We start from the raw sequence: 24,356 nt of genomic DNA, 5'->3' as shown, positions 1-24,356 counted from the left end.
ATCGTGTTCAACAGCGTCGACAACACCGCGCAGGAGCCCTTCTCGGCTCCGGTCCGCCGCCCCGAGTTCATCGGGGCACGCGACTTCACACCGGTCAGGTGAGGTCGTCCGCGTGAACGCCTGGCCGACGGTCCTCGTCGGGCTCGATCAGGGGCCGACCGCCGTCCGGCCAGGCAGCGGCGCGTAGCTCGTGCCGCCCGGCCGCGGATGCCGCCGGGCGGCAGTGCTCGCTCCGCGGCCCACCACCCACCGCCACTACCGGGCCGACGCCACGGGGCGCCCGTCGGAGCGCACACCGGTCACGGCGCCAACTGCCGCCGTACGCCGTCCGTCGACTCCCGCACGTCCAGCCGGTGCGGGGCTGTGTGCACCTCGAAAGGCAGCGGCACCTCCGAGCGGATGCGTGTCGCAAGGCACTTCACGGACAAGGCTGCGATGGCGGCCTTGTCGGGCACCACGGAAGTGAGGGACGGCGTGCTGTAGAGCGCCTCGTCCGAGCCGTCGATACTCGCCACCGCGACGTCCCCGGGGATGCTCATACCTGCTTCGTACAGCGCCCGTTGTGCCCCGGACGCCAACAGATCGCTGAAGCAGAACACCGCATCGGGCCGCACCTCCGCCGGCAGGGCGGCGAGTGCGCGGGTGGCCAGCAGGCCGTTGCGCCGGTCGAACTCCCGCACCGGAGGGGCCAGCCGGGGATCGAACATCAACCCGGCATCATGGAGGGCCCGTTGGAACCCCTCGAGGCGCTGGCGACTGGTCGCGGACGCCTGTGAGTCCACACCCACCGCAGCGATCCGGGTCCGCCCGAGGCCGGCCAGGTGCGCGGTCGCCTCACGGGCCGCCGCGACGTTGTCGATCAGGACATGATCCGCCACGACCTGGTCGCCCGCGTAGCTGCGTTCGCCGAGCAGCACCAAGGGGAACTCGCTCGCGACAGGGCCCAGTTCACCACGCGACACGTGCAAGGGCGACAGGATCACGCCGTCGAGGAGCGCGGCGCCGACCCCGGTCGCCAGGCGCAACTCCTCCGTCGCGTCCCCCATCGTCTCCTCGATCAGGACCGTGAGGTCCAGCGCCGCGGCCTCCGCCCTGACGTGGTGGGCCAACTCCGCGAAGTAGGGCGTGGCCAGATCCGGGACGGCGAGACCGATCAGGCCGCTGCGCCCCGTGCGAAGGCGGCGCGCCGACGGGTTCGGGCGGTAGCCGAGGTCGTCCACGGCGCGCATCACGCGTTCCCGGGTCGCTTCGGAGACCCGTGGGGCACCTCGTACAACGTTGGACACAGTCTTGATCGACACCCCTGCGCGATCCGCCACGTCCTTGAGTGTCACTGCTGCCACAGTCCGGGCCCCCTCTTCTTCATCATCAGGATTATGCACGTGTCGGTGCGGGGTGTCAGTGCCGGGACCGTTACTCGAATCCATCACGTTCGAAGGGTTGACCCCGGAGACTCGCGGCGGTTACAACGTTGTAATGAATTACCGGCGACCGTGTCGGCAGCAGTTCCGGGCGGCGCCGCCGCACGTCTGCGGGCCGAGACCGGCCGTCCGCACAGGGGCCTGTCCGGGGCCTGGCCCGTCGCGGTGGGCCCGCCGGCCCGGAGCGCTCCACCCCGCCTGCCTCACGAGAGGGTCTGTATGTCTCCGCATCGTTCGAGCGCCCCGTTGCGCACCGCCGTGGTCGGTACGGGAGGGATAGCGCGTTCCACCCACCTGCCCGCACTTCAGGTCCTGGCGGCGGAGGGTGAGGTGGAGGTCGTCGCCGCGGTGGACGTGGACGCGAACACCGTCCGATCACTCGCGGACGAGGCCGGAATCCCGTATGCCGGAACCGACCTCGACGCGATGCTCGCCGAAGTGCGCCCGGACCTCGTGGTCCTGTGCACGCCGCCCGCAGTACACCGGGAGCAGTCCGTGGCGGCGCTCAGGGCCGGGGCCTGGGTGTGGTGCGAGAAGCCGCCGTGCCCGTCGCTCGCCGATTTCGACGCGATCGAGGCGGCGGAGAAGGGCGGCGACACGGACCCGTACGCGTCCATCGTCTTCCAGCACCGCTTCGGTTCCGGCGCCCGCCACGTCCGCCGGCTGCTGCGTGACGGTGCGTTCGGCCGGCCGCTCGTGGCGCACTGCCAGACCACCTGGTATCGCGACTCGGCGTACTACGCGGTGCCGTGGCGCGGTCGTTGGGCGACCGAGGGCGGCGGCCCCGCCATGGGGCACGGCATCCACCAGACCGACCTGCTGCTCGACCTGATGGGTCCGTGGACGGAGGTGCGCGGCATGGCGGCCCGGCTCGTGCACGACGTCGAGACGGAGGACGTGTCCACCGCCCAGGTCCGTTTCGAGGGGGGAGCCGTCGCCACCGTCGTCAACAGCGTTCTCAGCCCTGACGAGGTCAGCCGGATCCGTATCGACTGCGAAAGGGCCACGATCGAGCTCACCCATCTGTACGGCTACCGCAACGCGGACTGGCGCATCACCCCTGCTCCCGGTGTCCCCGAGGAGACCGCGGCGGCGTGGCGGGACTTCGGCGCGGACGAGCCCAGTTCGCATCTGGCCCAGCTACGCGCCCTGGTGGCCGACATCCGGCACGGGCGGCGCCACCCCACCAGTGGAGCGGGCGGCAGGCAGACGCTCGAGTTCATCACCGCCCTCTACAAGTCGGCGTTCACCGACACCGCCGTTCGCGCGGGCGGCATCGGGCCCGGTGATCCCTACTACACCGAGCTGCACGGCGGCGCCCCGGGCTGGGCACCTGTCATCACCCGCAAGGAAGAGGACCACGCATGACGCTCTCGCTGAACCACGCCCACGGTGACCGGATCACCGTGGCCCATGAGGCGACCGGAACCGAACTCTTCGCCTACGTGTACCGTCCCGAGGCCGCGTGGGAGGCGCCCAAGCCCTACCTGCACCCGATCAGGACCCTCTCCGGCGGACTCGTCACCGACTACCGCCCCAACGACCACCGGTGGCACAAGGGACTGCAGTTGACGGCCTCCCACCTGTCGGGGCAGAACCTGTGGGGCGGCAACACGTACGTGCACGGCGAGGGGTACCTCGCACTGCCGGAGAAGATCGGCTCGATGGCCCATGTGGCCTTCGGCGAGGTCAGCGCCGTCGGCGACCGGGCCGTCATCGCCGAGCAGCTGACCTGGCACCCGCACGGCGGCGAACTGTGGGCCGAGGAGGAACGCCGCATCGAGGTGTGCGACGTCGACCCGGAGGCCGGCAGCTGGACGCTCGGCTGGACCTCGACGCTGACCAACCGGCGCGCCGAGCCCCTGCGTTTCGGCAGCCCCACCACCCACGGCCGACCCGCGGCCGGATACACCGGCCTGTTCTGGCGGGGCCCCCGCGCCTTCCGCGACGGCACGGTGTTCACCGGCGGTTCGGACGGCGGCGAGGACCTCATGGGCGGCCAGGCCCCCTGGCTGGCGTACGTCGGTGAGCACGACGGGCGGGACGGTCACGCCACGGTCGTCTTCGAGCACTCCCCGGCCAACGACCACACGGGCGAGAAGGGGACCCACCCCGCCCACTGGTTCGTCCGCAGCGACCCCTTCGCCGCGGTCGCGCCGTCCTGGGCGTTCCACGAGGAGATGGTCCTCGCCCCCGGCGACACACTCCACCGCAGCTACCGCGTGCTCGTCGCCGACGGTGCCTGGGACCGCGAACAGGTCGCGGCACACCTGGAGTCACGCACATGGTGAGCGCGACCTACGACGGTTTCCCGGCAGCGGTCGGAGTGTCACGGCTGAGCGTCTACGACTGGCCCACGGTCGAGGGCCTGCCCGGCGGCGGCACCCCGCACCTGCACCTCACCTGCAGCGAGGGGTACGTGGTGACGGCCGGCCGGGGCGCCGTGCAGACCCTCACCACCTCCGGCTACCGCGAGACACCCCTGGAGGCGGGCGCCGTGGCCTGGTTCACGCCCGGCACGATCCACCGCCTGGTCAACGACAACGGTCTGGAGATCGTCGTCGTGATGCAGAACAGCGGTCTGCCGGAGGCGGGCGACGCGGTCCTCACCCTGCCGCAGGACCGTCTCACGGACGCCGAGACGTATGCCGACGCGATCCGCATCCCCACCGACGTCCCCGAGGCCGAACAGGCGGACATCGCCCGCGCTCGCCGCGACCTGGCGACGCGCCGCTTCCTGGAGCTTCGTGAAGCCACGGAGGAGGGCGATCCGGAGCCGCTCGCGGCGTTCCAGCGGGCGGCCGCCGCGCTGGTGCGGCCCCGCCTCGACGCGTGGGAGCAGCGCTGGCGGGACGGCGCCCACGCCGCCGCGACGGCGACCGGGGAGCAGTTCGGCGCCCTGCGCGGTGGGGACGGGCGGCACCTGGCCGAGGCGCGGGTCGCCTCGACCGGCCCCACGGCACGCGGACGCTTCGGCATGTGCGGACGCCTCGACGTCTACCCCGGTATCTGACGGCAGTCCGCCGTCCGCGACGCAGCGGCCCCGCCCCCGGACCGGGGCCCTGCGCTCCTCCCTCTCCTCACTCCACCCATGTCCTGTTCCTGGAAGGCTCCTCCATGCCCGAGCCCCGAAGCGGCCGGCGCCGACACCCGAGCCGCCGGGCCGTCCTGGCCGCGGCCGGCATCGGTCTCAGTACTGCACTGACGGCCACGCTCACCGCGTGTTCCGCCGAGAGCGGCGGCACATCCCAAGGAATCACCCTCACGTTCTCCTGGTGGGGCAACGACGACCGAGCCGAACGCACGCAGCGGGCCGTGCGGCTCTTCGAGGAGGAACACCCCGGCGTCACCGTCCGCACCTCCAACGGGGACTTCGGCTCGTACATGCAGAAGCTGGCCACCCAGGCCGCGGGAGGCGGCATCCCGGACCTGGCCCAGCTCGACTACCGCCAGGTCTCCCAGTACGCGGGAGGCGGCGCACTCCTGCCCCTCGGCGAGGCCATCCGGGACAGGACGATCCGGACCTCCGAGATGGACGCCGATTTCCTGCGCACGGGCACGTACGAGGGCAAGCAGTACGCCCTGCCCATGGGCCGAGGCATCACCGGATACGCCTACGACTCCACCGTCTACAAGCAGGCGGGCATCCCCGCGCCGCGCCCCGGCTGGACCTGGCAGGAATGGGCGCAGGCCAACAGGCGGGTCGCCGCCCTGGGGCTGAAGTCCCCCGACGGACGCGGTGTCGTCGGCTCCAACGACGGCGGGGTCAACGAGGACGTGTTCGAGAACTGGCTGCGCGGCCGCGGCGGGCAGCTGTACGCCGGCCAGAACAAGCTCGGGTTCACCGAGGACGACCTCACCGAGTTCTGGACGTTCTGCGACGAGCTGCGCAAGGAAGGCGCCGTCGCCGAGGCCAAGGACACCGTGCAGGCCAACAGCACCGAGACGAGTCCCATCGGACGCGGACTCGCGGCGGCCGACTACACCTGGGACGCACCGTTCCCCGGCTACACGGCTCTCCTCGGTGACGACATCCACTTCGCTCCGGTCCCCACGACCGACGGCCGCGCGGGCCAGTACTTCAAGCCCTCCATGCTCCTCGGCGTCGGAGCCCACAGCGAACACCCGAAGGAGGCGGCCCAGTTGGCCGACTTTCTGCTCAACGACCGGCGGGCCGGCGACATCCTCGGCTTCACCCGGTCCACTCCGCCCAACCGTGTGGTCGCCGCCCGGGCCGCGAAGACCCTGAAGGGCCCGGAACTGGAGATCTACCGGTACGCGCAGACGATGGAGAAGTACGGCCTGGACGCCCCGCCGACCGCACCGCCACGAGGCGACGTAGCCGTCCAGACCGCCTTCACCCGCCAGTACCAGCGCGTGGCGTACGGCCTCGCCACCCCGCGCGAGGCCGCGCGTGAACTCATCGATGAGGCCGACCGGGAGCTGAGGTCATGAGCGCCGTGCCGACCAGGGCACCCTCGTCCGGCGACCGGACCGAGGCCCCGAAGCCTTCCGGCGAGCGACGCCGCCGGGTACGTGAGAAGCAGTGGCCCGCCTACGTGTTCCTCTCACCGTGGATGATCGGCGCGGGTGTCCTGACCCTCGTGCCGATGGCGGTGTCGCTGTACCTGTCGTTCACCGACTACAACCTCTTCGACCCGCCGCAGTGGGTGGGTCTGCGCAACTACACCGAGATGCTCACCGAGGACCCCCGGTACTGGCGTTCGGTCGGGACCACCCTGCTCTACGTCGTGGTGGCCGTCCCACTCAAGCTGGCCTTCGCCCTCGGGGTGGCCATGCTCCTGAAGAACCTCGGCCGGGGCCGGGCCTTCTACCGCTCCGCGTTCTACGCGCCGTCCCTGCTCGGGGCGAGCATGTCCATCGCCCTGGTGTGGAAGGCCCTCTTCAACGACGGCGGCTCGGTCGACGGCATCCTGGGTGCGATCGGCATCAACACCGGTGGCTGGGTCGGCAACCCCGATCTTGCCGTGTACGCCGTCGTCCTGCTCACCGTGTGGCAGTTCGGCGCGCCCATGGTGATCTTCCTGGCGGGGCTGCAGCAGATATCGCCCGACCTCTACGAGGCGGCGGCCCTCGACGGCGCCGGCCGATGGCGGCAGTTCGTGTCCATCACGGTGCCCATGCTGTCCCCGGTCGTCTTCTTCAACCTGGTGCTCGAGACCATCCAGTCCTTCCAGGTCTTCACCCCGGCCTTCGCGATCAGCGGCGGCAACGGCGGCCCCGCCGACTCCACCATGTTCTACACGCTGTACCTGTACGAGCGCGGCTTCACCGCTTCCCACATGGGCTACGCATCGGCCATGGCCTGGCTGCTTCTCATCGCCATCGGCCTGGTCACCCTGATCCTGTTCCGGACCTCCCGGTCCTGGGTCTTCTACGCGGACGAGGAGGGACGATGAACATCGCCACGAAGCGGTGGCTGCCGCACACGGCCGCGGCCGTGAGCCTCCTCCTCCTGCTGTATCCGCTGGCCTGGCTGCTCGCCACCTCGCTGAAGCCCGCCGACGAAGTCGTGACCAGCCTCGATCTGTGGCCGAGCCACCTGGAGTGGTCGAACTACACGACCGCCCTCGAGGGGGTGTCGGGTGTCACCGTCAGCAGACTCCTCGGCAACACCCTGGTGATCGCGGGTGGCGCGGTCATCGGCAACGTCCTGTCCTGTTCGCTGGCTGCCTACGCCTTCGCCCGGATGCGCTTCCGCATGCGCAAGGTGATGTTCGGCTTCATGGTGGCGACGCTGATGCTGCCGCACCACGTGGTGCTGATCCCGCAGTACATCGTCTTCAACCAGCTCGGCCTGGTGGACTCCTACTGGCCGCTGATCATGCCCAAGTTCCTGGCCACCGAGGCGTTCTTCGTCTTCCTCATCGTCCAGTTCATGCGCGGGCTTCCCCGTGAGCTCGAGGAGTCCGCCCGCATCGACGGCTGCGGTCCCTTCCGCACCTACTGGTCGATCACGCTGCCGCTGAGCCGGCCCGCGCTGATCACCACGGCCATCTTCACGTTCATCTGGACGTGGAACGACTTCTTCACACAGATGATCTACCTCTTCGCACCGGAGAAGTTCACCATCACCCTGGCCCTGCGCAGCTTCGTCGACCAGTCCAGCACCTCCGCGTACGGGCCGATGTTCGCCATGTCGGTGATCTCCGTGCTCCCGATCGTGCTGTTCTTCTTCGTGTTCCAGCGCTATCTGGTGCAGGGCATGGCCACCTCCGGACTGAAGGGCTGAGCCGCCATGTCCCACGCGCCCACCGCACCGCGCCGCGACCGCCGGGAACCCGGCGAGGTCTTCGGATCCGGCTTCAGCCTCTTCGCCGACATGCTGGTCGTCGGACTGCTCACGAGCGTCGCCTGCCTGCCCGTCGTCACGGCTCCGGCCGCGTTCGCCGCAGCGTCAAAGACCCTACGGAAGACCGCGCACGACGGTCTGCCGGTCGGCCTCGGGGCGTACGCCGCCCGGTTGCGTGTGCATCTGACCCTTCGCACGCTGGCCGCCGGACTGCTGATACCCGTTCTCGCCGTGATCCTGTCGGTCGACGCCGCTCTGGTCCGCAGCGAGCTGCCCGGGGCGCCCGTCGTGGCACCCGCACTGGCTCTGCTCGCCCTCTCGGCCGCGGTCGTCGGGCTGCGTGCCACCGCGGTCGCGGGCCCGCACCAGCTGTCCGTACGCGAGGGTCTCGTCCGTTCGGCCGCCGACCCGGGCGGGAGCCTCCTGCTGGCCGCCGCCGTGCTTCTCGCCGCGCTCCTCGTGTGGTCGATGCCCCTGTTGATCCCGCTGCTGCCCGGGCCGCTGGCCTTCGCCGCCACCGTGGTGGACCTCCGCTCCTCCACCGGCCGGGAAGAAACCTGACCGGCTGCGGCGCCCTCCACGCCCGTGCACGTTTCCGACCCCATCCCGGAGTTCCCGTATGCCCCACACGCACCTGGACGCCGCCGACCACCCCCGGCCGCAACTCATCCGCGACCCCAACTGGCGTGATCTGAGCGGCACGTGGCAGTTCGCCTACGACGACGCGGACCGCGGCCTGTCCGGTCGCTGGATGGCCCCGGACGTGACCGCCCCCTTCACCGGCACCATCACCGTGCCGTACCCGCCCGAGAGCCGGGCCTCGGGGGTGGGAAACACCGGCTTCCACCCCACGCTCTGGTACCGGCGCACCGTCGACGTGACGAAGCCGGCCCCCGGGCGGCGTCTGCTCCTGCACTTCGGGGCGGTGGACCACCGGGCCGAAGTATGGGTGAACGGCCGCCTGGTGGGCCGCCACGAAGGCGGACACACCGGCTTCACCTGCGATATCACCGACGTCGTCGATCACGACGGGCACCAGGTCGTCGTGGTCAGGGCCGAAGACCAGCCGTCCGACGCCGCGCAGCCCCGCGGAAAGCAGGACTGGCGCCGCGACCCCCACGTCATCTGGTACCACCGCACGTCCGGAATCTGGCAGCCGGTGTGGCTCGAGGAGGTCCCCGAACAGCACGTGACGCTCCTGCACTGGACGCCCGACGTCACCCACGCCCGGGTGCGCTGCCAGCTCCAGCTCAGCCGGTGGCCGCAGCGCCCCCTGCACCTCACGGTCCGCCTCACCCTCGGCGACCGCGTACTCGCCGAGCAACGCACCCTGGCAGAAGGCCAGGAAACCGACTTCGACATCTCCATCCCCGCGCTGCGCCACGCCCAGGACCTCGACGACCTGCTCTGGAGTCCCGAGCACCCGCACCTCGTCGACGCGTCGGTCACGCTCAGCGACGCCGCCGACGGCCACCCCGTCGACCGCGTCACGTCCTATCTCGGCCTGCGCGACATCGGCTGGGGTGACGGAGTCTTCCTCCTCAATCACAAGCCGTACTTCCTGCGCCTCGCACTCCAGCAGGGCTACTGGCCCGAAACGCACCTGTCCGCGCCCGCCGGGGGATTGCGCCGTGACGCGGAACTGGCCAAGGACATGGGCCTCAACGGACTGCGCGTCCACCAGAAGATCGAGGACCCCCGCTTCCTCTACTGGGCCGACCGGATCGGTCTGGTGCTCTGGCAGGAGATGCCGTCCGCCTTCGCGTTCAGCACCCGGATGGTCCGGCGCAAGATCGGTGAATGGACCGAAGCCGTCACCCGCGACCTCAGCCACCCCTCCATCGTCGCCTGGGTACCCGTCAACGAGTCCTGGTCGGTGCCCAACCCCGCCCTCGTGCCCGCGCAGCGCCACTTCATCGACGCCCTCTACCACCTCACCAAGACCCTGGACCCCTCGCGCCCCACCGTCTCCAACGACGGCTGGGAAGTCTCCACCAGCGACATCTGGGGCGTCCACGACTACACGCAGGACGCGGAGGTCCTCCGCCGTCGCTACGGTGACCCCTCGCTCCGCAGCGGCCACATCGTCGACCCGTGGCCGGGTGCCAAGCGGCTCACCCTCCCCGGGGTCCAGCACCAGGGGCAGCCCGTCGTCCTCAGCGAATTCGGCGGCGCCACCCTCGCACCGGCCGGCACCCGATGGTTCGGCTACGACACCCTCACGACGCCGCAGGAACTCGCCGACCGGCTCTCCGCCCTCGTCGGCGCCGCCGCGGACTCAGGGCTCGCCGGCTTCTGCTACACCCAGTTCACCGACACCGAACAGGAGACCAACGGCCTGCTCACGGCCGACCGCCGACCGAAGATCCCGCTCGCCGACCTGCGCACGATCCTCCGTCAGCTCCCGTCGCGGAAGGCCGAGGACGCCACCTTCGACGCCGCGCCCGAAGGGTGATCGACCCGTCCCGCGTGGCCGCACACGAGGGGACGCCGAGGGCCGGGCACGCGGTGGTGAGTGGGCCGTGCCTGGTCGACCGCGCCGACCGCCCCGCGCAGCCCGGCCACGGGGCGGGAGGCGGTCGGCTCATGCCGGGGGAGGGGCGGCCCCGGATCGTGTCCGGGGCCCGTCCGCCTTCCCCGGCCCCGTGCGCCGGCAGGAGGCCGGCGCTCAGTAGATGTTGGCCTCCACCGCCGGACCGTCCCCCCGTGTGCTGTTGATCTGGGCCCGCAGCGAGATCTCGTCGTAGACACGGAACTCCCTGACGATCCGGCCCTCCTGAATCAGGAACTGGGACACTCCGAGGACGGTCACCGGCTTGTCGGTCAGCTGCCCGAAGACCGGCGTGCCCCGGTAGGTGCCGTGCATGGTCCATGTGACGGCCACCCGCAGTCCGGCGTACCGGGGCGAGTAGTTGGTCTGCACGTCCCGCACCGCGAACCGGGCGTCGGGGAACGCCCCCACCATGGACAGCAGATCGCTCCGGTAACGCTCCGGGCGGATGACGGTCCGGTCGCCGGTGGTGTGAAGGAAGAGGTCGCGCACCATGAAGTCGTCGACCCTGTGCAGGCGGCGCTGCGTCCACACCTCCTCGATGAACTCCAGCACCATCTCGCACTCGGGCCGGAACTCGTCGGGGCGCGGTCCGCTGACGCCGGCCAGCAGGACGTCCTTCGGCGGCTCCTCGGTCATCGACCCGCTGTAGCCCTGGAACCGCAGGGCGCGGCCCGCTTCGTCGGGGTCGACACCGCGCTGCAGGCAGTCCGCCAGCTCGTCCCGCACCACCCATTCCTCCACCATCCGGCCGCGGCGGTAGAGGCAGTTGGCGACCGTACGCTTGCGGATGCGGATGTTCCGGCCGTCGACCAGGTGCTCGTCCGCGGAGAACACGAGGTGCGAACTGAGGAAGGCGTCGTCACCACGCGCCTCCCACACCACGTCCTCCGCCTGGCCGATGTGGCCGGGCGTGCTGCCCATGCGCATCGTGCTGCCCTCGATCACGCCGTCGCGGCCCACCACGGTGCCGAGGCTCGTGTGGACGATCGAGTCCGGCTCGTAGTTGTCGACGATGTAGGCGATGTCGCGTCCGACCCAGATGCGGTCGGTGACCTCACGGATGAAATCGTCCGGGTCCTTGTAGGGAAGGTAGGCGGCGGGGTCGAGCGTCATGATTCTCAGCTTTCTGGGCGTGCATGATGTATGCGTATGTATCTGAACGGAAAGAGGGCTGGTCGGTACGGGGCGGGCGCGAGGCCCGCCGGTGGTCACCCTGCGCAGGTCACGCGGCGAACTTGTCCGTCCCCAGGTGGCTCCGGTACGTCTCCGTCATGAAGGCGCTCACGACGACGAGGGCCATCACCGCGGCCGCCGCGAGGTAGACCCACACGGCGTAGATCGTGTCGAAGCTGCTGACGAGCAGCGCGGCGACGAACGGTGTGATCCCCATGAAGATGGAGAAAGAGCTGTTGTAGGCGATGGCGCTCGCGCTGAACCGGGTCCGTGTGGCGAAGAGTTCCGCCGTGCAGACCGTGACGATGCCGGTGAGGAAGAACTCGGGGACGATGTAGATCAGCTGGCTCGCGATCGCCGTGCCGAAGGTGCCGCCCTCGCCGACCCGGAAGGCCAGCGGCACCAGGACGATGCACGCGACGGCACCCGCGATCAGCATGGGTTTGCGGCCGATCCGGTCCGAGAGGATTCCCGCGAGGGGCAGCAGGGGGATGAGCACGGCGATCGAGATCGCGTTGGACGTCAGCGCCATCCAGCGTGGGAGGCCGAGGGTGCCGGTCAGATACTCGGGATAGAACGTGACCCAGCTGTAGGACAGGATCGCGAGCATCACGGAGACACCGCAGAACACGAGCATCGGCCGCCACTGCGTGCGCAGCGCCTCCCGGATCGGGGACTTGACGACCGCGGTGCCGCCCTCGGTCGCCCGGACGAACTCGGGTGATTCGTCGATGCGCCTGCGCAGCCAGATCCCCACCGCGCTCAGCGGCAGGGCGAGCAGGAACGGGATGCGCCAGCCCCACGAGTCCAGCGAGGGGCCCTGGAACACCCAACTGGTCAGCGCGGCCGTGCCGGCCCCGGCCAGGATGCCGACGAAGCAGCTGTTGGAGGCGTACGAGGCGTAGTAGCCGCGCCGCCGGGGCTCGGCCCACTCCACGATGAAGGCGACCGCCCCCACGTACTCCCCGCCCGACACCATGCCCTGCACGACGCGCAGGAGCAGCAGGAGCAGAGGCGCGAGGATCCCGATCTGGTGGTACGTCGGGAGGGCGCCGATGAGGGCGGTGGTGATGCCCATGACCACGATGGTCCACAACAGTGTCTTCTTCCGGCCCACCCGGTCGCCCCAGCGGCCGACGAGTGTTCCGCCCAGGGGGCGGAACAGGCACGCGATGGCGATGATCGCGTAGGTGCTCAGCACCGCCACGGCCGGATCGCTCTCGGGGAAGAAGGCGGGAGCCAGTACGGGCGCCATGTACCCGTAGAGGCCGTAGTCGAACTGTTCGACGAAGTTTCCGATGCTTCCCGCGCCGATGGCTCGGCGTATCGCCTTCCGCTTCTCCGTGCCGGCCTCGGGGGTGCCGGCGGTGGCGGTGGGCGGCGCTACAGCGGACATGGGTTCTCCGTTCGCGCGTTGACGAGGTTGTGCATACGTATGAACTTCCGCCGAACACTAGGGAGGCCGGCGGAGGCCGTCAAGAGGTGGACGGGGCGCACCCGGTTCGGCGGATGGGGCGGCCCGGCATCGGAGGCGTCCCCCCGGCCGGAGCCGGCTGACAGTGACCTCCGCACGGCTCGCGGGTACCGGACTCCGGCGCGCGGTGTCATGAGGGCCTGCCGGAGTCCTCGGCGGCTCCGGGGCCCGCGAGGGACCGGAACGTGTCCATCAGGACGTGGGCCATGTTGTGGAGCACGAGTTGCGCCCCTGCCCGCTCGGCAGCCCTCGCCCCCTCGGCGCCCGGGACGATCGTCATGACCGCCCGGCCCGCTTCCCGCGTGGCCCGATGGACCTCGGCGACCAGGCCGTCGATCACGCCCTGACCGGGGAAAAGGCAGTCCGCCGCGAGGTCGGCCGGTCCCACCAGGACCGCGTCGACACCCTGCGTGGCGGCGATCTCCCCGGTGGCGGCACAGGCCCGCTCCGTCTCGACCATGACCACCACCAGGGTGTCCCGTGAGGCGGCCAGGTGGTCCGCCGCCGACACCGTCCCGAAGCGGCCCGCCCTGCTGTACGTCGCGAACCCCCGTGTTCCCAGCGGCGGGTGGTGGACCGAGGCCACCGCCCGCCGCGCGTCCCGCGCGGAGTCCACATGCGGGTGGATGATGCCCACGGCCCCCAGGTCGAGGCAGCGCAGGGCGAGAGCGGGCTCGGACGTGCCGACCCGGACGAGGACGTCGATCCCCTGGGCCGCCGCCGCCGTCAGGTGGTGCTGCAGCGCAGCCATGTCGGCAGGCCCGTGCTCGCAGTCGATGACCACGTAGTCGAGGCCGGCGACCCCGGCCATCTCCACCAGGGTTTCCGAGGGGAGCCGCAGCAGCGCTCCGTACAGCCGCTCCCCGGCCGCGAGCCGGGCCTTGAGGGAGCGGCGGTCCGCGCGTGCCGCCGTCACCGCGCCACCATCCCCGCGGAGAGGTCGATGTCCGCGCCGCACAGGCCCGGCATCCGCAGCATCGCGCTCACCGCGGCGCCGACCTCCTCCTCGCCGACCATCCGCCCGAGGGCGGACCGCGACACGAACGCCTCCTCGGCCTCGGCGTAGCTGGTTCCGCCGCGCTCCGCCTCCAGGCGGAAGTTGCGTTCCATCCGGGGACCCGAGACGGGCCCGGGGGAGAGGGAGTTCACCGTGACCCCCAGCGGACCCACCTCGCCCGCCAGGGTGGCGGTCAGCCCGATGACCGCCATCTTCGACGCGCAGTAGGGCGTGCGCCGCAGCAGTGGCCGCTTCCCCGAGACCGAGGCGATGTTCACGACGTCCCCGGCGCCCCGCTCCGTCATCGCGGGAAGGAAGGCGCGGCACATCAGGAACACACCGCGCACGTTCACGTCGAAGACCTCGTCCCAGTCCTCGGCCGAGATCTCGGTCAGGGGCGCCACCGGTCCCGCGATCCCGGCGTTGTTGACCAGCACCGAGATCTCCTCGCCCGCGAGGCCCTCCGCGAGTGACGCGACCTCGTCCGGCCTGGACACGTCGCAGACCCGGTGGGTGACATCGGGGCCCAGGCGCGAGGCCGTGTCCCTCAGCGCGCGTTCGTTGCGGCCGGTGATCACCACGCGCGCCCCGTCGGACAACAGGGAGCGCGTGATGGCGGCACCGAGTCCGCTGCCGCCCCCGCTGACCAGTGCCGTGCGCCCGGCCAGTGGGTCCGTGAGCCGGCTCATGCGTGCGCCTCGTCGTTCCACGACAGCGTTCCGTCGCCGTACTTGGCGGCCCGCACGTCACCGGAACGGGCGTGCCCCTCGAACAGCTCGACGCGCGCCGCCCGCCCGCACACCTCGCCGAGCAGTGCCGACGAGGAGGTGTCCGTCACCTCCTGGTACGTCACCGTCTTCAGGTACTTCCCCACCCACAGGCCACCGGTGTAGCGCGCGGCCCCCCGGGTGGGCAGCACGTGGTTCGTGCCGATGACCTTGTCCCCGTACGAGACGCATGTCCCCTCACCGAGGAAGAGCGCACCGTAGTCCTTCATCCGGTCCAGCGCCTGACGCGGGTTCTCGGTCAGGACCTCCACGTGTTCACTGGCGTAGGAGTCCGCGATCTCGAAGGCCTCGGCCAGGGAGCCGGCCACGACGATCTCGCCGTGGTCGCGCCAGGCCGGTCCGGCGAAGTCCTTCGTCGGCATGCCGGGCAGCAGCCGTTCGATGTGGCGCTCGACCTCCCGGCCAAGCTGTTCGGACGTGGTGACGAGAACGGCGGGGGAGTCCGGGCCGTGCTCGGCCTGCGAGAGGAGGTCGACGGCCACCACGAACGGGTCCGCCTGCTCGTCGGCGATCACCAGGATCTCCGTCGGGCCCGCGAACAGGTCGATGCCGACCTCGCCGAACAGCTGGCGCTTGGCCTCGGCCACGTACGCGTTGCCCGGACCCGCGATCAGCGGCACCCGGCCGACCGTCTCGGTGCCGATGGCGAGCGCCGCCACGGCCTGGACCCCGCCGAGCAGGTGGATCTCGTCGGCACCCGCCAGGTGCATCGCCGCCACCGTCGCCGCGGGGATCTCGCCCCGGATCGGCGGGGTGCAGGCGGCGACCGTCTCCACCCCGGCCACCTTGGCGGTCACGATCGTCATGTGCGCCGACGCGGTCAGCGGGTAGCGCCCGCCGGGTACGTAGGCCCCGGCGCCGGCCACCGGGACGTGCCGGTGCCCGAGGTGGACACCGGGCAGGGTCTCGATCTCGACGTCGTGCAGCGAGTCGCGCTGCGCCTGGGCGAAGGTGCGCACCTGCCGCTGGACGAAACGGATGTCCTCCAGGACCGTCTCCGGCACACCGGCGATGATCTTCCGGATCTCGTCCGGGCTCAGGCGGAAGGAGTCCGGGCTCCAGTCGTCGAACTTCTCGGAGTACCGGCGGACCGCTTCGTCACCCCGCTCGCGGATGTCGTCGAGGATGGTGCGGACGCGCTCGGCGACATCCGCGCGGGCGGCGCTCACCTGACCGGCGGGCACGGGGGACTTGAGGAAGCGAGGCATGGCGGCCTTCTTTCGCGGACGGGTGTCGGATGTGGGGTGTGCGGGGACGGGCCCCGGCGGGGCGTCGGGGCCGGGCGGGGCGTCGGGGCCGGGCCGGGCGGCTCAGCCGGCCGGCGCGGTGTGCGCGGAGGTCACGGGTGCGGCCACCCGCGCCAGCAGGTCCCGCAGTGCGGTGGATACGGCGGACGGGCACTGCCAGGGCAGCAGGTGACCGGCCCCGGCCACCTCCCGCAGCACCGCGCCCGGCACCGCCCGCGCGATCGTCCGGTGGAAGTCCGGCGGGCACAGGGCGTCCTGCGCCCCGGCGAGGACCACGGTCGGGCACCGGGCGGCGCCCAGCGCGCCGGTCGCGTCCCGGCGGGTCGCCTGCGCGGCGAGCTGGGCGCGGGCGGCCTCGGGACCCACGGCATACGCCATGCGCCGGTAGCGCTCCGCCGGTTCGCCCGGGGGGCACGGCGCGGGGAACATGCCCGGCAGCGTCTGTTCGACGACGTCCGTGAACCGGCCGTCGGCGATCAGCTCGTCCCACGCGCGCCAGGCGGCGTGCTGCGCGGGTCGTGGTGCTCCCGCGTTCGTCGACATGACGCACAGGCCGCGGAACCGCTCCGGGGCCGTGCGCAGTGCCTCGAAGGCGACGACGGCACCGAGGCTGAGGCCGACCGCGACGAACGGGCCGGAGACGGCGGACAGCAGATCACCGGCCATGACGCCGATGTCCGGCCCCCTCAGCTCTACGTGATGGACCGGGTGCCCCTCGGGGAACACCACCTCGGACCAGAGGTCCGCGTCGCACAGCATCCCGGGTACGACCACCAGGGGCAGCGGCTCGGGCCGTCCGCTGTCTGCCACGGCGGTCACCAGCGGCGCGCGGAGCGGGGCAGCAGGGCGTACGGCGCGACGTAGCCGTTGTGGTCGATCCCGAGCCCCGCGTCCGCGGCACACTTGGCCACCTCGTCGTCCCAGTCCAGGCGGACCCGGCCGTCGCCCGAGTTGACGACCATCAGATCGCCCTGTCCGTCGCCGACGTTGCGCAGGGTGCGCCAGGCGTCCGGCGGGACGGAGAGCATGTCGCGCGGTCCCAGGCGCACCGACACGGGGTCGGTGCGGTTGAGCGTGACCTCCCACAGGCCGTCCTTGACGATCAGCGTCTGTGTCTCGTGCTGCCGGTGGAGGGAGACCCCCTGGCCCGGATCGGCGCGCAACCAGGCGACGTTGTGCCCGTGCGGATTGAAGATCCGGGGCTCCTGGTGGAGGTCCTCCGTCATGCCGTACCCGATGACACAGCTCAGCCGCGCGCCTCCGCCCGGCAGAGTGCTGTCGAGGAAGGGCCGCTCGGACCAGACCAGTTCGTCCGCCGCCGCGACGCGTCGCTTCATCTCGTCGGCGCTGTAGTGGCGGAGCCGGTCGATGTGCTCCCGCGTCATCGGTTCGGTCAGTTCGGCCCCGGCCGGCACCCTGTCGCCGGCGACCGTGTCGACCAGTTCGTCGTCGGCGGTGAGGTACAGGCCGTGGCCCTCGGCCTCGCGCAGAACCGATGGCCCCCAGATGATGCCGCCCGTGTGGTCCATCCCGAGCACGGTGAACATCCAGCCGTCGTCGGGGCCGGTGTTGGTGAAGCCGCGGAAGATCCAGGTGGGGACGGAGGCGATGTCACCTGCCCGGAGCAGGTGTTCTCCCTGGGAACCGTCGGCGCCCCAGCGCAGCAGGTACTCGCCCTCGGTGCAGACGAACACCTCGGCCGTGTAGTGGAGGTGGAGGTTGTTGGTGATGCCGTGGGGCATCGCTGCCGCACCGATGTTGTAACCGTGCGGCAGCCGGAGGTTGACGTGCTGCCCGGCGGCCTGCGAGACCCCGGGCCCGATCATCGCGTAGTTCTCCTTGCGGTCGGAACCCGGCGTACGGCAGTCGATGAAGGCCTGGTTGCAGGAGACGAAGTCGCTGCGGCGGATCGTGCGGCGGCCCAGCTCGGCGGTGGACACGACGGCATCGGGCATGACTGCTCCCTTGTCTGGAATACGTATGCATTTCCATGACAGGCCCTCTGCCGGGCAATGTCAAGGGGTCGTACGGGGGTGGCTGCGGGCGTAGGGTGCGTGGCGTCTGCGGTGCTTCTCCCGAAGTCCGGACGATCCTGATCGCGGGCCCGGGGCTGGAGTGCGCGGCCTGTGCGGGTGCGGGCCCACCCGCCCGGGTGGCGGGAGGTGTCGGTAGCCGCACCCCGGTGTGCGTCTACATACGTATACTGGTAGCGGCGCCAGAAGTGGGCGCACCGGGTGGGGAGAAGAGGGCGGATGGCGATCACGAGTCACGACGTGGCGAGGCTGGCAGGTGTCTCGCAGCCGACGGTCTCCCGCGCCCTGAGGGACGATCCGCGGGTGTCCGCGGCGACCCGCGAGAAGGTCAGGCGGGCCGCGCAGGCGCTGAACTACGTGCCCAGTGAGGCGGGCCGGACCCTGTCGACCCGGTCCACGCGGCGCATCGGGGTCATCGTGACGGACCTGACGAACCCGTTCTACCCCCACGTCATCGCACCTCTGCACGACGAGCTGCAGAGCCTGGGCTACCGCATGATGCTCCTCACCGAACGCTCCGACGAGGCGGTTGCCGAGGAGAAGCTGCTGGACCAGTCCCTGGACGGTGTGGTGCTTGCGACAGCCACCACCGACTCCCGTCTGCCGGCCCAGCTCGACCGCCGCGGCGTGCCCTACGTCTTCCTCAACCGGGACACCGGCGGCAGCGGCGACTACGCCTCCGTGGTCGACAACGAGGGGGGTGGGCGCCTGGTCGCCGACGCCCTCGTCGAGCTCGGCCACCGACGGATCGCGGGCGTCTTCGGCGCGGCCAACACGACGACCGGGCGCGAGCGTGAGCTCGGCTTCCGGCTGGCCCTGGCCGACTCGGGTATCGGGCTCCCGGCGGACCGGGTCGTGCGCGGCGCGTTCGAGTACGACACGGGATACCGGGCCCTGCCCGCCCTGCTCCGGGCGGCCGAGCCGCCCACAGCGGTCTTCTGCGGCAACGACGTGGTCGCCATCGGCGTCCTGAACGCGGCTCTCGCCGCCGGGCTCCGGGTCCCCGAGGACCTGACGGTGATCGGCTTCGACGACCTCCCCATGGCCGCCTGGGAGGTGTTCCGGCTGACCACGGTCCGCCACGACCTGCGGGAGCTGTCCTGCCAGGCGGCGCGCCTGCTCGTGCGGCGCATCGACGGCGATGCCGATCCCGCCGGCGAACGCCTCGTCCTGCCGACCGAGTTCGTGCCCCGTGCCACGCATGCCCGCCTCCTCTGACCGGTCACCGCGGTGACGAGCCCGCGTGAGGTGACTGCCCGGCGATGCCCGCCCCGGCCCCGGGGCCCGTCCGGTCGGTGCCGTGCCGGTCACCGTGCCGCCGTTGCCGGTGGACGCCGACGCCGACGAGAACCGCCGCCAGGGCGAGGGAGAGCCACAGTTCGAGACGGTGGCCGGGCAGCACCGCCATGAGGACCAGCACTCCGGCGATGAAGACGATCGTGCCGAGGGTGAGGTAGGGGAACGCCCACATGCGCACGTCGCCGGGCTCCCCCTCCTTGCGGCGGGTCGCGTACTGGGTGATCGCGATGACCATGTACATCATCAGGGCGATCGCGCCGCTGGAGGCGATGAGATAGGTGAAGACGCTCGGAAGCAGGTAGTTGGCGATCACCGCGGCGACGCCGATGACCGTCGAGGCGACGACCGCGTTGCGGGGCACGCCTGCCGCGGAGGTGACGGCGAGAGCTGCCGGCGCGTCCTTGCGGCGGGCGAGCGAGAACGCCATGCGGGAGGCGGTGTAGATCGCCGAGTTGAGGCAGCTGCTCACGGCGACCACGAGGACGACATCCATGATCCGTCCGGCGCCCGGGATGTTCATTCGGTCGAGGACCGCCTGGTAGGAGCCGGCTGCCAGTCCGTCCGAGTTCCACGGTACGAGGCTGACCACGACGAAGATCGAGCCGACGTAGAACAGACCGAGGCGCCACACGACGGCCCGGACGGCCTTCTTGATGTTCTTCTTCGGCTCCTCCGACTCGGCGGCGGCGATCGTGACGATCTCGCTGCCCTGGAAACTGAACATCGCCGTGAGCAGCCCCGCGAGCACGGCCATCCCGCCCTTGGGTGCGAACCCCCCGTTGCTCCACAGGTTGGACACCCCGTGGGTGTCGGAACCCGGCAGGAGGCCGAAGATCGCGAGCCCGCCGAGAACGAGGAAGGCCACGATCGCGACCACCTTCAGCAGCGCGAACCAGTACTCGAACTCACCGTAGTTGCGGACGGCGAGGAGATTGCTGCCCGCCAGTATCGCGATCATGGCGAGGGCTGGGATCCAGCTCGGGATCGAGGTCAGCCCCGCGATGACCTCCCCCGCCGCGATCGCCTCGATGGGGATGACGAGGATGTAGAACCACCAGTACAGCCACCCGATGGAGAAGCCGGCCCAGCGGCCGAGGGCCCGGTCCGCGTAGGTCGAGAAGGAACCCGTGTCGGGATGGGCGACGGCCATCTCCCCGAGCATCTGCATGACGAGCACCACCAGGACGGCGGCCAGCAGGAAGGAGATCAGGACGGCCGGCCCGGCGGCTGCCACGGCGGTGGACGAGCCGACGAAGAGGCCGGCCCCGATCACACCCCCGATGGAGATCATCGTGATCTGGCGTCCCTTGAGTCCCTGGGTGAGGGCGGGGCCTGACCCTTCCGACGGGGCGGAAGCGGGCGGGGAATGGAGCATGGGGAGAATCCTCGCGGGAGTGGGAGCGCAGGTGCTCCTGCTGCAGGACGGTACTCACCCGTCCGGGGTGGGTGACGCCACCGGCGGACCGGGCCGCGGGCCGCAGCCGTTCGCGGCGTCCCGGGTGACCGGCCCCGCCTCCGGCCGTGGCCGGCGGAGAGCCGGAGGCGGGGGAGAGGGGATCAGAGCTGTGCGCGCAACGCGTCGGGGACGGCGTCGAACGCGCCGGACTCGCGGCCGATCCGGTCGATCCGGACCGTGGCGGTCGCGCCGTGCGCTGCCAGCCCCTCGAACGCCGAGATGCGCTCGACGGCCGGCGCCAGTGAGGCCGTGCCCTCCTCGGTGACCCTCTGGTACGTCAGGGGCTTGAGGAAGCGGGCGACCGACAGCCCCGCGTTGTAGCGAGCGGTCTTGCCGGTCGGCAGTACGTGATTCGGGCCGGCGATGCCCTTGTCGGAGTAGGCGACGGTGGACCAGGGGCCCAGGAAGAGCGAACCGTAACTGGTGAGGTTGCGCAGGTAGAAGTCGTCGTCCTCGGTCTGGATCTCCAGATGCTCGGGGCCGAGGACGTCCGCCACGGCGACGGCCTCGTCCCGGTCGCGCACGACGATGACGGAGCCGAAGTCCCTCCACGCGGGTCCGGCGATGTCCCGGGTGGCGAGCGTCTCGAGCTGGCGCTCGACCTCTGCGGCGACGGCACGCCCCGTCCTCTCGGAGGTGGTGATGAGGGCGGCGGGAGAGTTGGGGCCGTGCTCGGCCTGGCCGAGCAGATCCGCGGCGACCCAGGCCGGATCGGCGGAGTCGTCGGCGATGACGGCCACCTCGGACGGGCCGGCCAGCAGGTCGATGCCGACCCGGCCGAAGAGCTGCCGCTTGGCCTCGGTGACGAAGGCGTTGCCCGCTCCGACCAGCATGTCCACCGGGGCCTCGCCCAGCAGTCCGAAGGCCATCGCTCCGAGGGCCTGTACGCCGCCGACGGCGAAGACCCGGTCGGCCCGCGACAGGTAGGCCCCGTAGAGCACGGCCGGGTGGGCGCCGTGCTCACCGGAGGGGGGAGTGCACGCCACCACGGTCGGGACACCGGCCGTCTTTGCCACGCCCACGGTCATGAAGGCGCTGGCCAGCAGCGGGAAGCGGCCCGCCGGGAGGTAGGCGCCGACGCGGGACACCGGAACGTAGCGCTGACCGCCCGCCACGCCGGGGGCCAGTTCGATCTCGAAGTCGGTCAGGTGCTCGCGCTGGGCGGAAGCGAAGCGGTGCGTGCGTTCGTAGCCCATCTCCAGGGCGGTGCGGACGTCGGCGGGCAGGGCGTCACCGGACTTCTTCAGCTCGGCCGCCCCGATCTCCAGGTCGCCGGACCAGCCGTCGAGCTTCTGTCCGTAGGCGCGGACGGCGTCCAGGCCCTTGCTCTCGATCTCCTTGAGCATCTCGGAGACGCGCTCGACCACCTTGGGGTCGCGCTGGGCGGGAGGGCCGTCGACCGCCGGCTTCTTCAGCCAGGAGAAAGGGGCGAGGGTCTTCTGTTCGTCGTGCGTGATCTGCATACCCCGGACGCTAGACGCGACGCTGCCACAGGGCTAGAGGGGTAGTTCCTGCGCCTCCCGCAGGCTCACCCTGTGGGAGGCGCCTCGTCCGGACCGTGCCGGGCGTCAGATCATCAGGCCGTGCCCCAACTCGCGGATGGTGTCCTCGGCGAGGCGGGCGAGTTCACGGGTGGCGCGGGAGAGGGGATGGCCGAGGCGCCTGACGAGCGCGATGGTGTCGTACAGCGGCTCGGCGAAGGGGGCGGTGTGAAGTCCCGCGGGGAAGGAAGGGCTGGCGATCACGGCCCGGCTGGCGATCGTGTCGCCGACTCCGGACGCCGCCAACTCGCATGCCGCCTCGACCCGTTCGAGCTCGATGAGGGGATCGATGCGTACCCCGGCGAGCTGCGCGCGCTCGGCGATCTGCCGTCGGGTCGGGTCCTTCCACCCGTAGTGCGCGTCGTACAGGACGAGAGGCGCCCGGGAGAACGCCTCGATGGTCACCGGCGTACGGGTCCGCTCGGCGCTGGCGCTGACGTAGTACACCTCGTCGCGCATCAGGGGAGTCACCGCAAGCCCCTCGTCGTCGATCGGCAGGATGACGAGGCCGGCCTCGATCTGCCCCGCGGCGACGGCCAGTGCGGTCTCGGCGGAGTTCTGTCCCACGAGTCGTACCCGGACGGCCGGGTACCGTGCGTGGAACATCTGTACGAGGTTGGAGAGCAGGTAGTAGTCGGCGTTCCGCAGCACCCCGAACGTGGCGGTGCCGCCACCCAGCGAACCGAGGGAGTGCACGGCCCGCGCTCCGCCGTCCGCAGCCGCCACCGCCTCCTGGGCGTACGGAAGCAACTCCTGCCCGGCCGAGGTCAGGGACAGTGTGCGACTGCCCCGGAGAAACAGCTCCGTGTCCAGCTCCGCCTCCAGGCGGCGGACCAGTTCCGAGGCGGACGCCTGGGCGATCTCCATGGCCTGCGCGGCGGCGGTGAACGATCCGAGCCGCTCGGCCTCGACGAAGGCCCTCAGCTGGACGAGTGTCATGCTGCCCGGTGCAGTGGTCTTGTGCATGCAGGCACCCTACGAACAGACGCCGCCGTCGATGAGGCGCGGGCCCGCGGGATGTCCTGCGGGCCGGTACACCTGGCGGTCATGGAAGCGGCGGCGGCGAGGCAGGTGCCCCGGCCCCTTTGCATGTGAGTCGGCCCATAGGTTCCAGATCACATACGAAGAGCGGTAGTAGGAGTGTGTGCCGTGCCGCACGGTGCTGGATCCCGTCAACCGGCCTGCCGGCCCCTCGCTACGTAGGCGCGTAGTAATGCGGCCCGTTGCCTCCGACCGGCGGTGCCGCTAACCATGGATCGAGTCCAGGGAGCCGACGCTTCGGACCGGCAGGGACGGCAGCACGTTCCGCACGTACGGGACGCACCACGCCCCTTCCGTTCCGCCGTCTCCGGCTCCCGGACTTCCCCGACCGCTGTGCAAGGAGAGTGTTTTATCCGTACGTCCGACCAGTCCCCGGCCCCCACCGCTCGTACCGCCCGGATCCGCAGGTTCTCTGTTTCCGCACTGTGCGCGACGGGAGCCGCAGCAGCGGCCCTCACCCTCGCCCCTTCGCCCGCACACGCCTCGGAGCCGGCCTCGCACGGCATCGCCGCGGCAGCGGAGGCATCGGCAGCAGGGGTCGCCGCACAGGCGGACGCCGTCGCGCAGAAGGCCGCCGCGGCAGCCTCCGACAAGGACGACCTGGACGGCTGGATCCGGGATGCCCTCAAGATCATGGACGACGAGGGGATTCCGGGCAGCTACGAGGGCCTGCACCGAAACATCATGCGTGAGTCCGGCGGCGACCCCGAGGCCGCCAACGGCTGGGACGTCAACGCACAGAACGGCACGCCCTCCAAGGGCCTGCTGCAGGTGATCCAGCCGACCTTCGAGGCCTATCACGTCGACGGCACCCCGAAGGACCTGACCGACCCGGTCGCCAACATCACCGCGGCCGCCAACTACGCCGCCGACAAGTACGGCTCCATCGACAACGTCGACTCCGCCTACTGAGCACTGCCACACGGACGGGGGCGCCCCCGCGGGGGGGGCCGGGCCCCCGTGATGGGGGGGGGCGGCCACCTCGCCCCCTTCGGAGTTGCCCCCTCAGAACAACACAC

The 24,356-nt window shown here is 71.0% G+C and carries 21 protein-coding genes and 1 pseudogene; 11 read left to right on the top strand and 11 right to left on the bottom strand.

The window, feature by feature from the left end; translation table 11 throughout:
• Nucleotides 1-102 (top strand): annotated as a pseudogene (locus ABZ441_RS32685) (ectoine hydroxylase); the annotation flags it as partial.
• Nucleotides 103-299: 197 nt separating this feature from the next.
• Here ABZ441_RS32685 and ABZ441_RS32680 read toward each other — a convergent pair.
• Nucleotides 300-1,343, bottom strand: a complete 1,044-nt coding sequence (locus ABZ441_RS32680) for a LacI family DNA-binding transcriptional regulator (protein WP_358980898.1) — start codon at nucleotides 1,341-1,343, stop codon at nucleotides 300-302.
• 297 nt (nucleotides 1,344-1,640) lie between these two features.
• Between ABZ441_RS32680 and ABZ441_RS32675 the strand changes: the two genes are divergently transcribed.
• The 8 genes from ABZ441_RS32675 to ABZ441_RS32640 all read left to right on the top strand — a co-directional run bounded on the left by ABZ441_RS32675 (nucleotide 1,641) and on the right by ABZ441_RS32640 (nucleotide 10,189).
• Nucleotides 1,641-2,789: a Gfo/Idh/MocA family oxidoreductase gene (locus ABZ441_RS32675; RefSeq protein WP_358980896.1), complete on the top strand. Its 1,149-nt coding sequence runs from the start codon at nucleotides 1,641-1,643 to the stop codon at nucleotides 2,787-2,789.
• On the top strand, nucleotides 2,786-3,712 hold the full coding sequence (locus tag ABZ441_RS32670; protein WP_358980894.1) for a PmoA family protein: 927 nt from the start codon (nucleotides 2,786-2,788) through the stop codon (nucleotides 3,710-3,712). The genes ABZ441_RS32675 and ABZ441_RS32670 overlap by 4 nt, the downstream gene beginning before the upstream one ends.
• Complete coding sequence (locus ABZ441_RS32665; protein WP_358980892.1) at nucleotides 3,706-4,434, top strand: cupin domain-containing protein; 729 nt, start codon at nucleotides 3,706-3,708, stop codon at nucleotides 4,432-4,434. Before ABZ441_RS32670 ends, ABZ441_RS32665 begins: the two co-directional genes overlap by 7 nt.
• A gap of 104 nt (nucleotides 4,435-4,538) precedes the next feature.
• Entirely contained in the window at nucleotides 4,539-5,876 is a 1,338-nt protein-coding gene (locus ABZ441_RS32660) for an ABC transporter substrate-binding protein (RefSeq protein WP_358980890.1), read from the top strand.
• Entirely contained in the window at nucleotides 5,873-6,841 is a 969-nt protein-coding gene (locus ABZ441_RS32655; RefSeq protein ID WP_358980888.1) for a sugar ABC transporter permease, read from the top strand. Before ABZ441_RS32660 ends, ABZ441_RS32655 begins: the two co-directional genes overlap by 4 nt.
• Nucleotides 6,838-7,674, top strand: a complete 837-nt coding sequence (locus ABZ441_RS32650) for a carbohydrate ABC transporter permease (protein ID WP_358980886.1) — start codon at nucleotides 6,838-6,840, stop codon at nucleotides 7,672-7,674. Before ABZ441_RS32655 ends, ABZ441_RS32650 begins: the two co-directional genes overlap by 4 nt.
• A gap of 6 nt (nucleotides 7,675-7,680) precedes the next feature.
• The gene (locus tag ABZ441_RS32645; RefSeq protein ID WP_358980884.1) at nucleotides 7,681-8,295 is read left to right on the top strand and encodes a hypothetical protein; all 615 of its coding nucleotides are present in this window, start codon (nucleotides 7,681-7,683) and stop codon (nucleotides 8,293-8,295) included.
• A 58-nt stretch (nucleotides 8,296-8,353) separates the two neighbouring features.
• Nucleotides 8,354-10,189, top strand: a complete 1,836-nt coding sequence (locus ABZ441_RS32640) for a sugar-binding domain-containing protein (protein ID WP_358980882.1) — start codon at nucleotides 8,354-8,356, stop codon at nucleotides 10,187-10,189.
• Between the two features lie 213 nt (nucleotides 10,190-10,402).
• Here the strand turns inward: ABZ441_RS32640 and ABZ441_RS32635 are convergent, their stop codons facing one another.
• The 7 genes from ABZ441_RS32635 to ABZ441_RS32605 form a co-directional block, all read right to left on the bottom strand.
• Nucleotides 10,403-11,401 carry an ester cyclase gene (locus ABZ441_RS32635; protein ID WP_358980880.1) on the bottom strand — a complete coding sequence of 333 codons (999 nt, stop codon included), beginning with the start codon at nucleotides 11,399-11,401 and terminating at the stop codon, nucleotides 10,403-10,405.
• A gap of 109 nt (nucleotides 11,402-11,510) precedes the next feature.
• Entirely contained in the window at nucleotides 11,511-12,857 is a 1,347-nt protein-coding gene (locus ABZ441_RS32630; protein ID WP_358980878.1) for an MFS transporter, read from the bottom strand.
• A 208-nt stretch (nucleotides 12,858-13,065) separates the two neighbouring features.
• The gene (locus ABZ441_RS32625; RefSeq protein WP_358980876.1) at nucleotides 13,066-13,851 is read right to left on the bottom strand and encodes an aldolase/citrate lyase family protein; all 786 of its coding nucleotides are present in this window, start codon (nucleotides 13,849-13,851) and stop codon (nucleotides 13,066-13,068) included.
• Nucleotides 13,848-14,621, bottom strand: a complete 774-nt coding sequence (locus ABZ441_RS32620; protein ID WP_358980874.1) for an SDR family oxidoreductase — start codon at nucleotides 14,619-14,621, stop codon at nucleotides 13,848-13,850. The genes ABZ441_RS32625 and ABZ441_RS32620 overlap by 4 nt, the downstream gene beginning before the upstream one ends.
• Nucleotides 14,618-15,928, bottom strand: a complete 1,311-nt coding sequence (hisD, locus tag ABZ441_RS32615; RefSeq protein ID WP_358980871.1) for a histidinol dehydrogenase — start codon at nucleotides 15,926-15,928, stop codon at nucleotides 14,618-14,620. Before hisD (ABZ441_RS32615) ends, ABZ441_RS32620 begins: the two co-directional genes overlap by 4 nt.
• Nucleotides 15,929-16,030: 102 nt before the next feature.
• Nucleotides 16,031-16,777 carry an alpha/beta fold hydrolase gene (locus ABZ441_RS32610; RefSeq protein ID WP_358980869.1) on the bottom strand — a complete coding sequence of 249 codons (747 nt, stop codon included), beginning with the start codon at nucleotides 16,775-16,777 and terminating at the stop codon, nucleotides 16,031-16,033.
• A gap of 5 nt (nucleotides 16,778-16,782) precedes the next feature.
• Nucleotides 16,783-17,922 (bottom strand): hypothetical protein, encoded by a 1,140-nt coding sequence (locus ABZ441_RS32605; RefSeq protein WP_358980868.1) that lies wholly within the window; start codon nucleotides 17,920-17,922, stop codon nucleotides 16,783-16,785.
• A 297-nt stretch (nucleotides 17,923-18,219) separates the two neighbouring features.
• Between ABZ441_RS32605 and ABZ441_RS32600 the strand changes: the two genes are divergently transcribed.
• Entirely contained in the window at nucleotides 18,220-19,218 is a 999-nt protein-coding gene (locus ABZ441_RS32600; RefSeq protein ID WP_358980866.1) for a LacI family DNA-binding transcriptional regulator, read from the top strand.
• A 4-nt stretch (nucleotides 19,219-19,222) separates the two neighbouring features.
• Here ABZ441_RS32600 and ABZ441_RS32595 read toward each other — a convergent pair whose 3' ends face one another.
• The 3 genes from ABZ441_RS32595 to ABZ441_RS32585 form a co-directional block, all read right to left on the bottom strand.
• Nucleotides 19,223-20,674: an amino acid permease gene (locus ABZ441_RS32595; RefSeq protein ID WP_358980864.1), complete on the bottom strand. Its 1,452-nt coding sequence runs from the start codon at nucleotides 20,672-20,674 to the stop codon at nucleotides 19,223-19,225.
• 182 nt (nucleotides 20,675-20,856) lie between these two features.
• Entirely contained in the window at nucleotides 20,857-22,218 is a 1,362-nt protein-coding gene (gene hisD, locus ABZ441_RS32590) for a histidinol dehydrogenase (protein ID WP_358980862.1), read from the bottom strand.
• Nucleotides 22,219-22,323: 105 nt separating this feature from the next.
• Nucleotides 22,324-23,262, bottom strand: coding sequence for a LysR family transcriptional regulator (locus tag ABZ441_RS32585; RefSeq protein ID WP_358980860.1), 939 nt, complete (start codon nucleotides 23,260-23,262; stop codon nucleotides 22,324-22,326).
• A gap of 426 nt (nucleotides 23,263-23,688) precedes the next feature.
• Here ABZ441_RS32585 and ABZ441_RS32580 point away from each other — a divergent pair, with 426 nt between their 5' ends.
• A complete protein-coding gene (locus ABZ441_RS32580; RefSeq protein WP_358980900.1) occupies nucleotides 23,689-24,249 on the top strand; it encodes a transglycosylase SLT domain-containing protein in 561 nt (186 codons plus the stop codon).
• The last annotated feature ends 107 nt before the right edge of the window (nucleotides 24,250-24,356 follow it).

This window comes from Streptomyces sp. NPDC005752 (assembly GCF_040630715.1).
Lineage (GTDB): Bacteria > Actinomycetota > Actinomycetes > Streptomycetales > Streptomycetaceae > Streptomyces.
Note: the sequence above shows the minus strand (reverse complement) of the source record. Positions and strands in the feature narration are given on the sequence as shown.

Excerpts from the sequence above, each read along its gene's own strand:
- ABZ441_RS32585 (WP_358980860.1), bottom strand. The coding sequence starts at position 23,262 with ATGCACAAGACCACTGCACCGGGCAGCATGACACTCGTCCAGCTGAGG.
- ABZ441_RS32675 (WP_358980896.1), top strand. The coding sequence starts at position 1,641 with ATGTCTCCGCATCGTTCGAGCGCCCCGTTGCGCACCGCCGTGGTCGGT.
- ABZ441_RS32670 (WP_358980894.1), top strand. The coding sequence starts at position 2,786 with ATGACGCTCTCGCTGAACCACGCCCACGGTGACCGGATCACCGTGGCC.
- ABZ441_RS32645 (WP_358980884.1), top strand. The coding sequence starts at position 7,681 with ATGTCCCACGCGCCCACCGCACCGCGCCGCGACCGCCGGGAACCCGGC.
- ABZ441_RS32655 (WP_358980888.1), top strand. The coding sequence starts at position 5,873 with ATGAGCGCCGTGCCGACCAGGGCACCCTCGTCCGGCGACCGGACCGAG.
- hisD (WP_358980871.1), bottom strand. The coding sequence starts at position 15,928 with ATGCCTCGCTTCCTCAAGTCCCCCGTGCCCGCCGGTCAGGTGAGCGCC.
- ABZ441_RS32630 (WP_358980878.1), bottom strand. The coding sequence starts at position 12,857 with ATGTCCGCTGTAGCGCCGCCCACCGCCACCGCCGGCACCCCCGAGGCC.
- ABZ441_RS32640 (WP_358980882.1), top strand. The coding sequence starts at position 8,354 with ATGCCCCACACGCACCTGGACGCCGCCGACCACCCCCGGCCGCAACTC.
- ABZ441_RS32665 (WP_358980892.1), top strand. The coding sequence starts at position 3,706 with ATGGTGAGCGCGACCTACGACGGTTTCCCGGCAGCGGTCGGAGTGTCA.
- ABZ441_RS32635 (WP_358980880.1), bottom strand. The coding sequence starts at position 11,401 with ATGACGCTCGACCCCGCCGCCTACCTTCCCTACAAGGACCCGGACGAT.
- ABZ441_RS32660 (WP_358980890.1), top strand. The coding sequence starts at position 4,539 with ATGCCCGAGCCCCGAAGCGGCCGGCGCCGACACCCGAGCCGCCGGGCC.
- ABZ441_RS32600 (WP_358980866.1), top strand. The coding sequence starts at position 18,220 with ATGGCGATCACGAGTCACGACGTGGCGAGGCTGGCAGGTGTCTCGCAG.
- ABZ441_RS32620 (WP_358980874.1), bottom strand. The coding sequence starts at position 14,621 with ATGAGCCGGCTCACGGACCCACTGGCCGGGCGCACGGCACTGGTCAGC.
- ABZ441_RS32605 (WP_358980868.1), bottom strand. The coding sequence starts at position 17,922 with ATGCCCGATGCCGTCGTGTCCACCGCCGAGCTGGGCCGCCGCACGATC.
- hisD (WP_358980862.1), bottom strand. The coding sequence starts at position 22,218 with ATGCAGATCACGCACGACGAACAGAAGACCCTCGCCCCTTTCTCCTGG.
- ABZ441_RS32650 (WP_358980886.1), top strand. The coding sequence starts at position 6,838 with ATGAACATCGCCACGAAGCGGTGGCTGCCGCACACGGCCGCGGCCGTG.
- ABZ441_RS32595 (WP_358980864.1), bottom strand. The coding sequence starts at position 20,674 with ATGCTCCATTCCCCGCCCGCTTCCGCCCCGTCGGAAGGGTCAGGCCCC.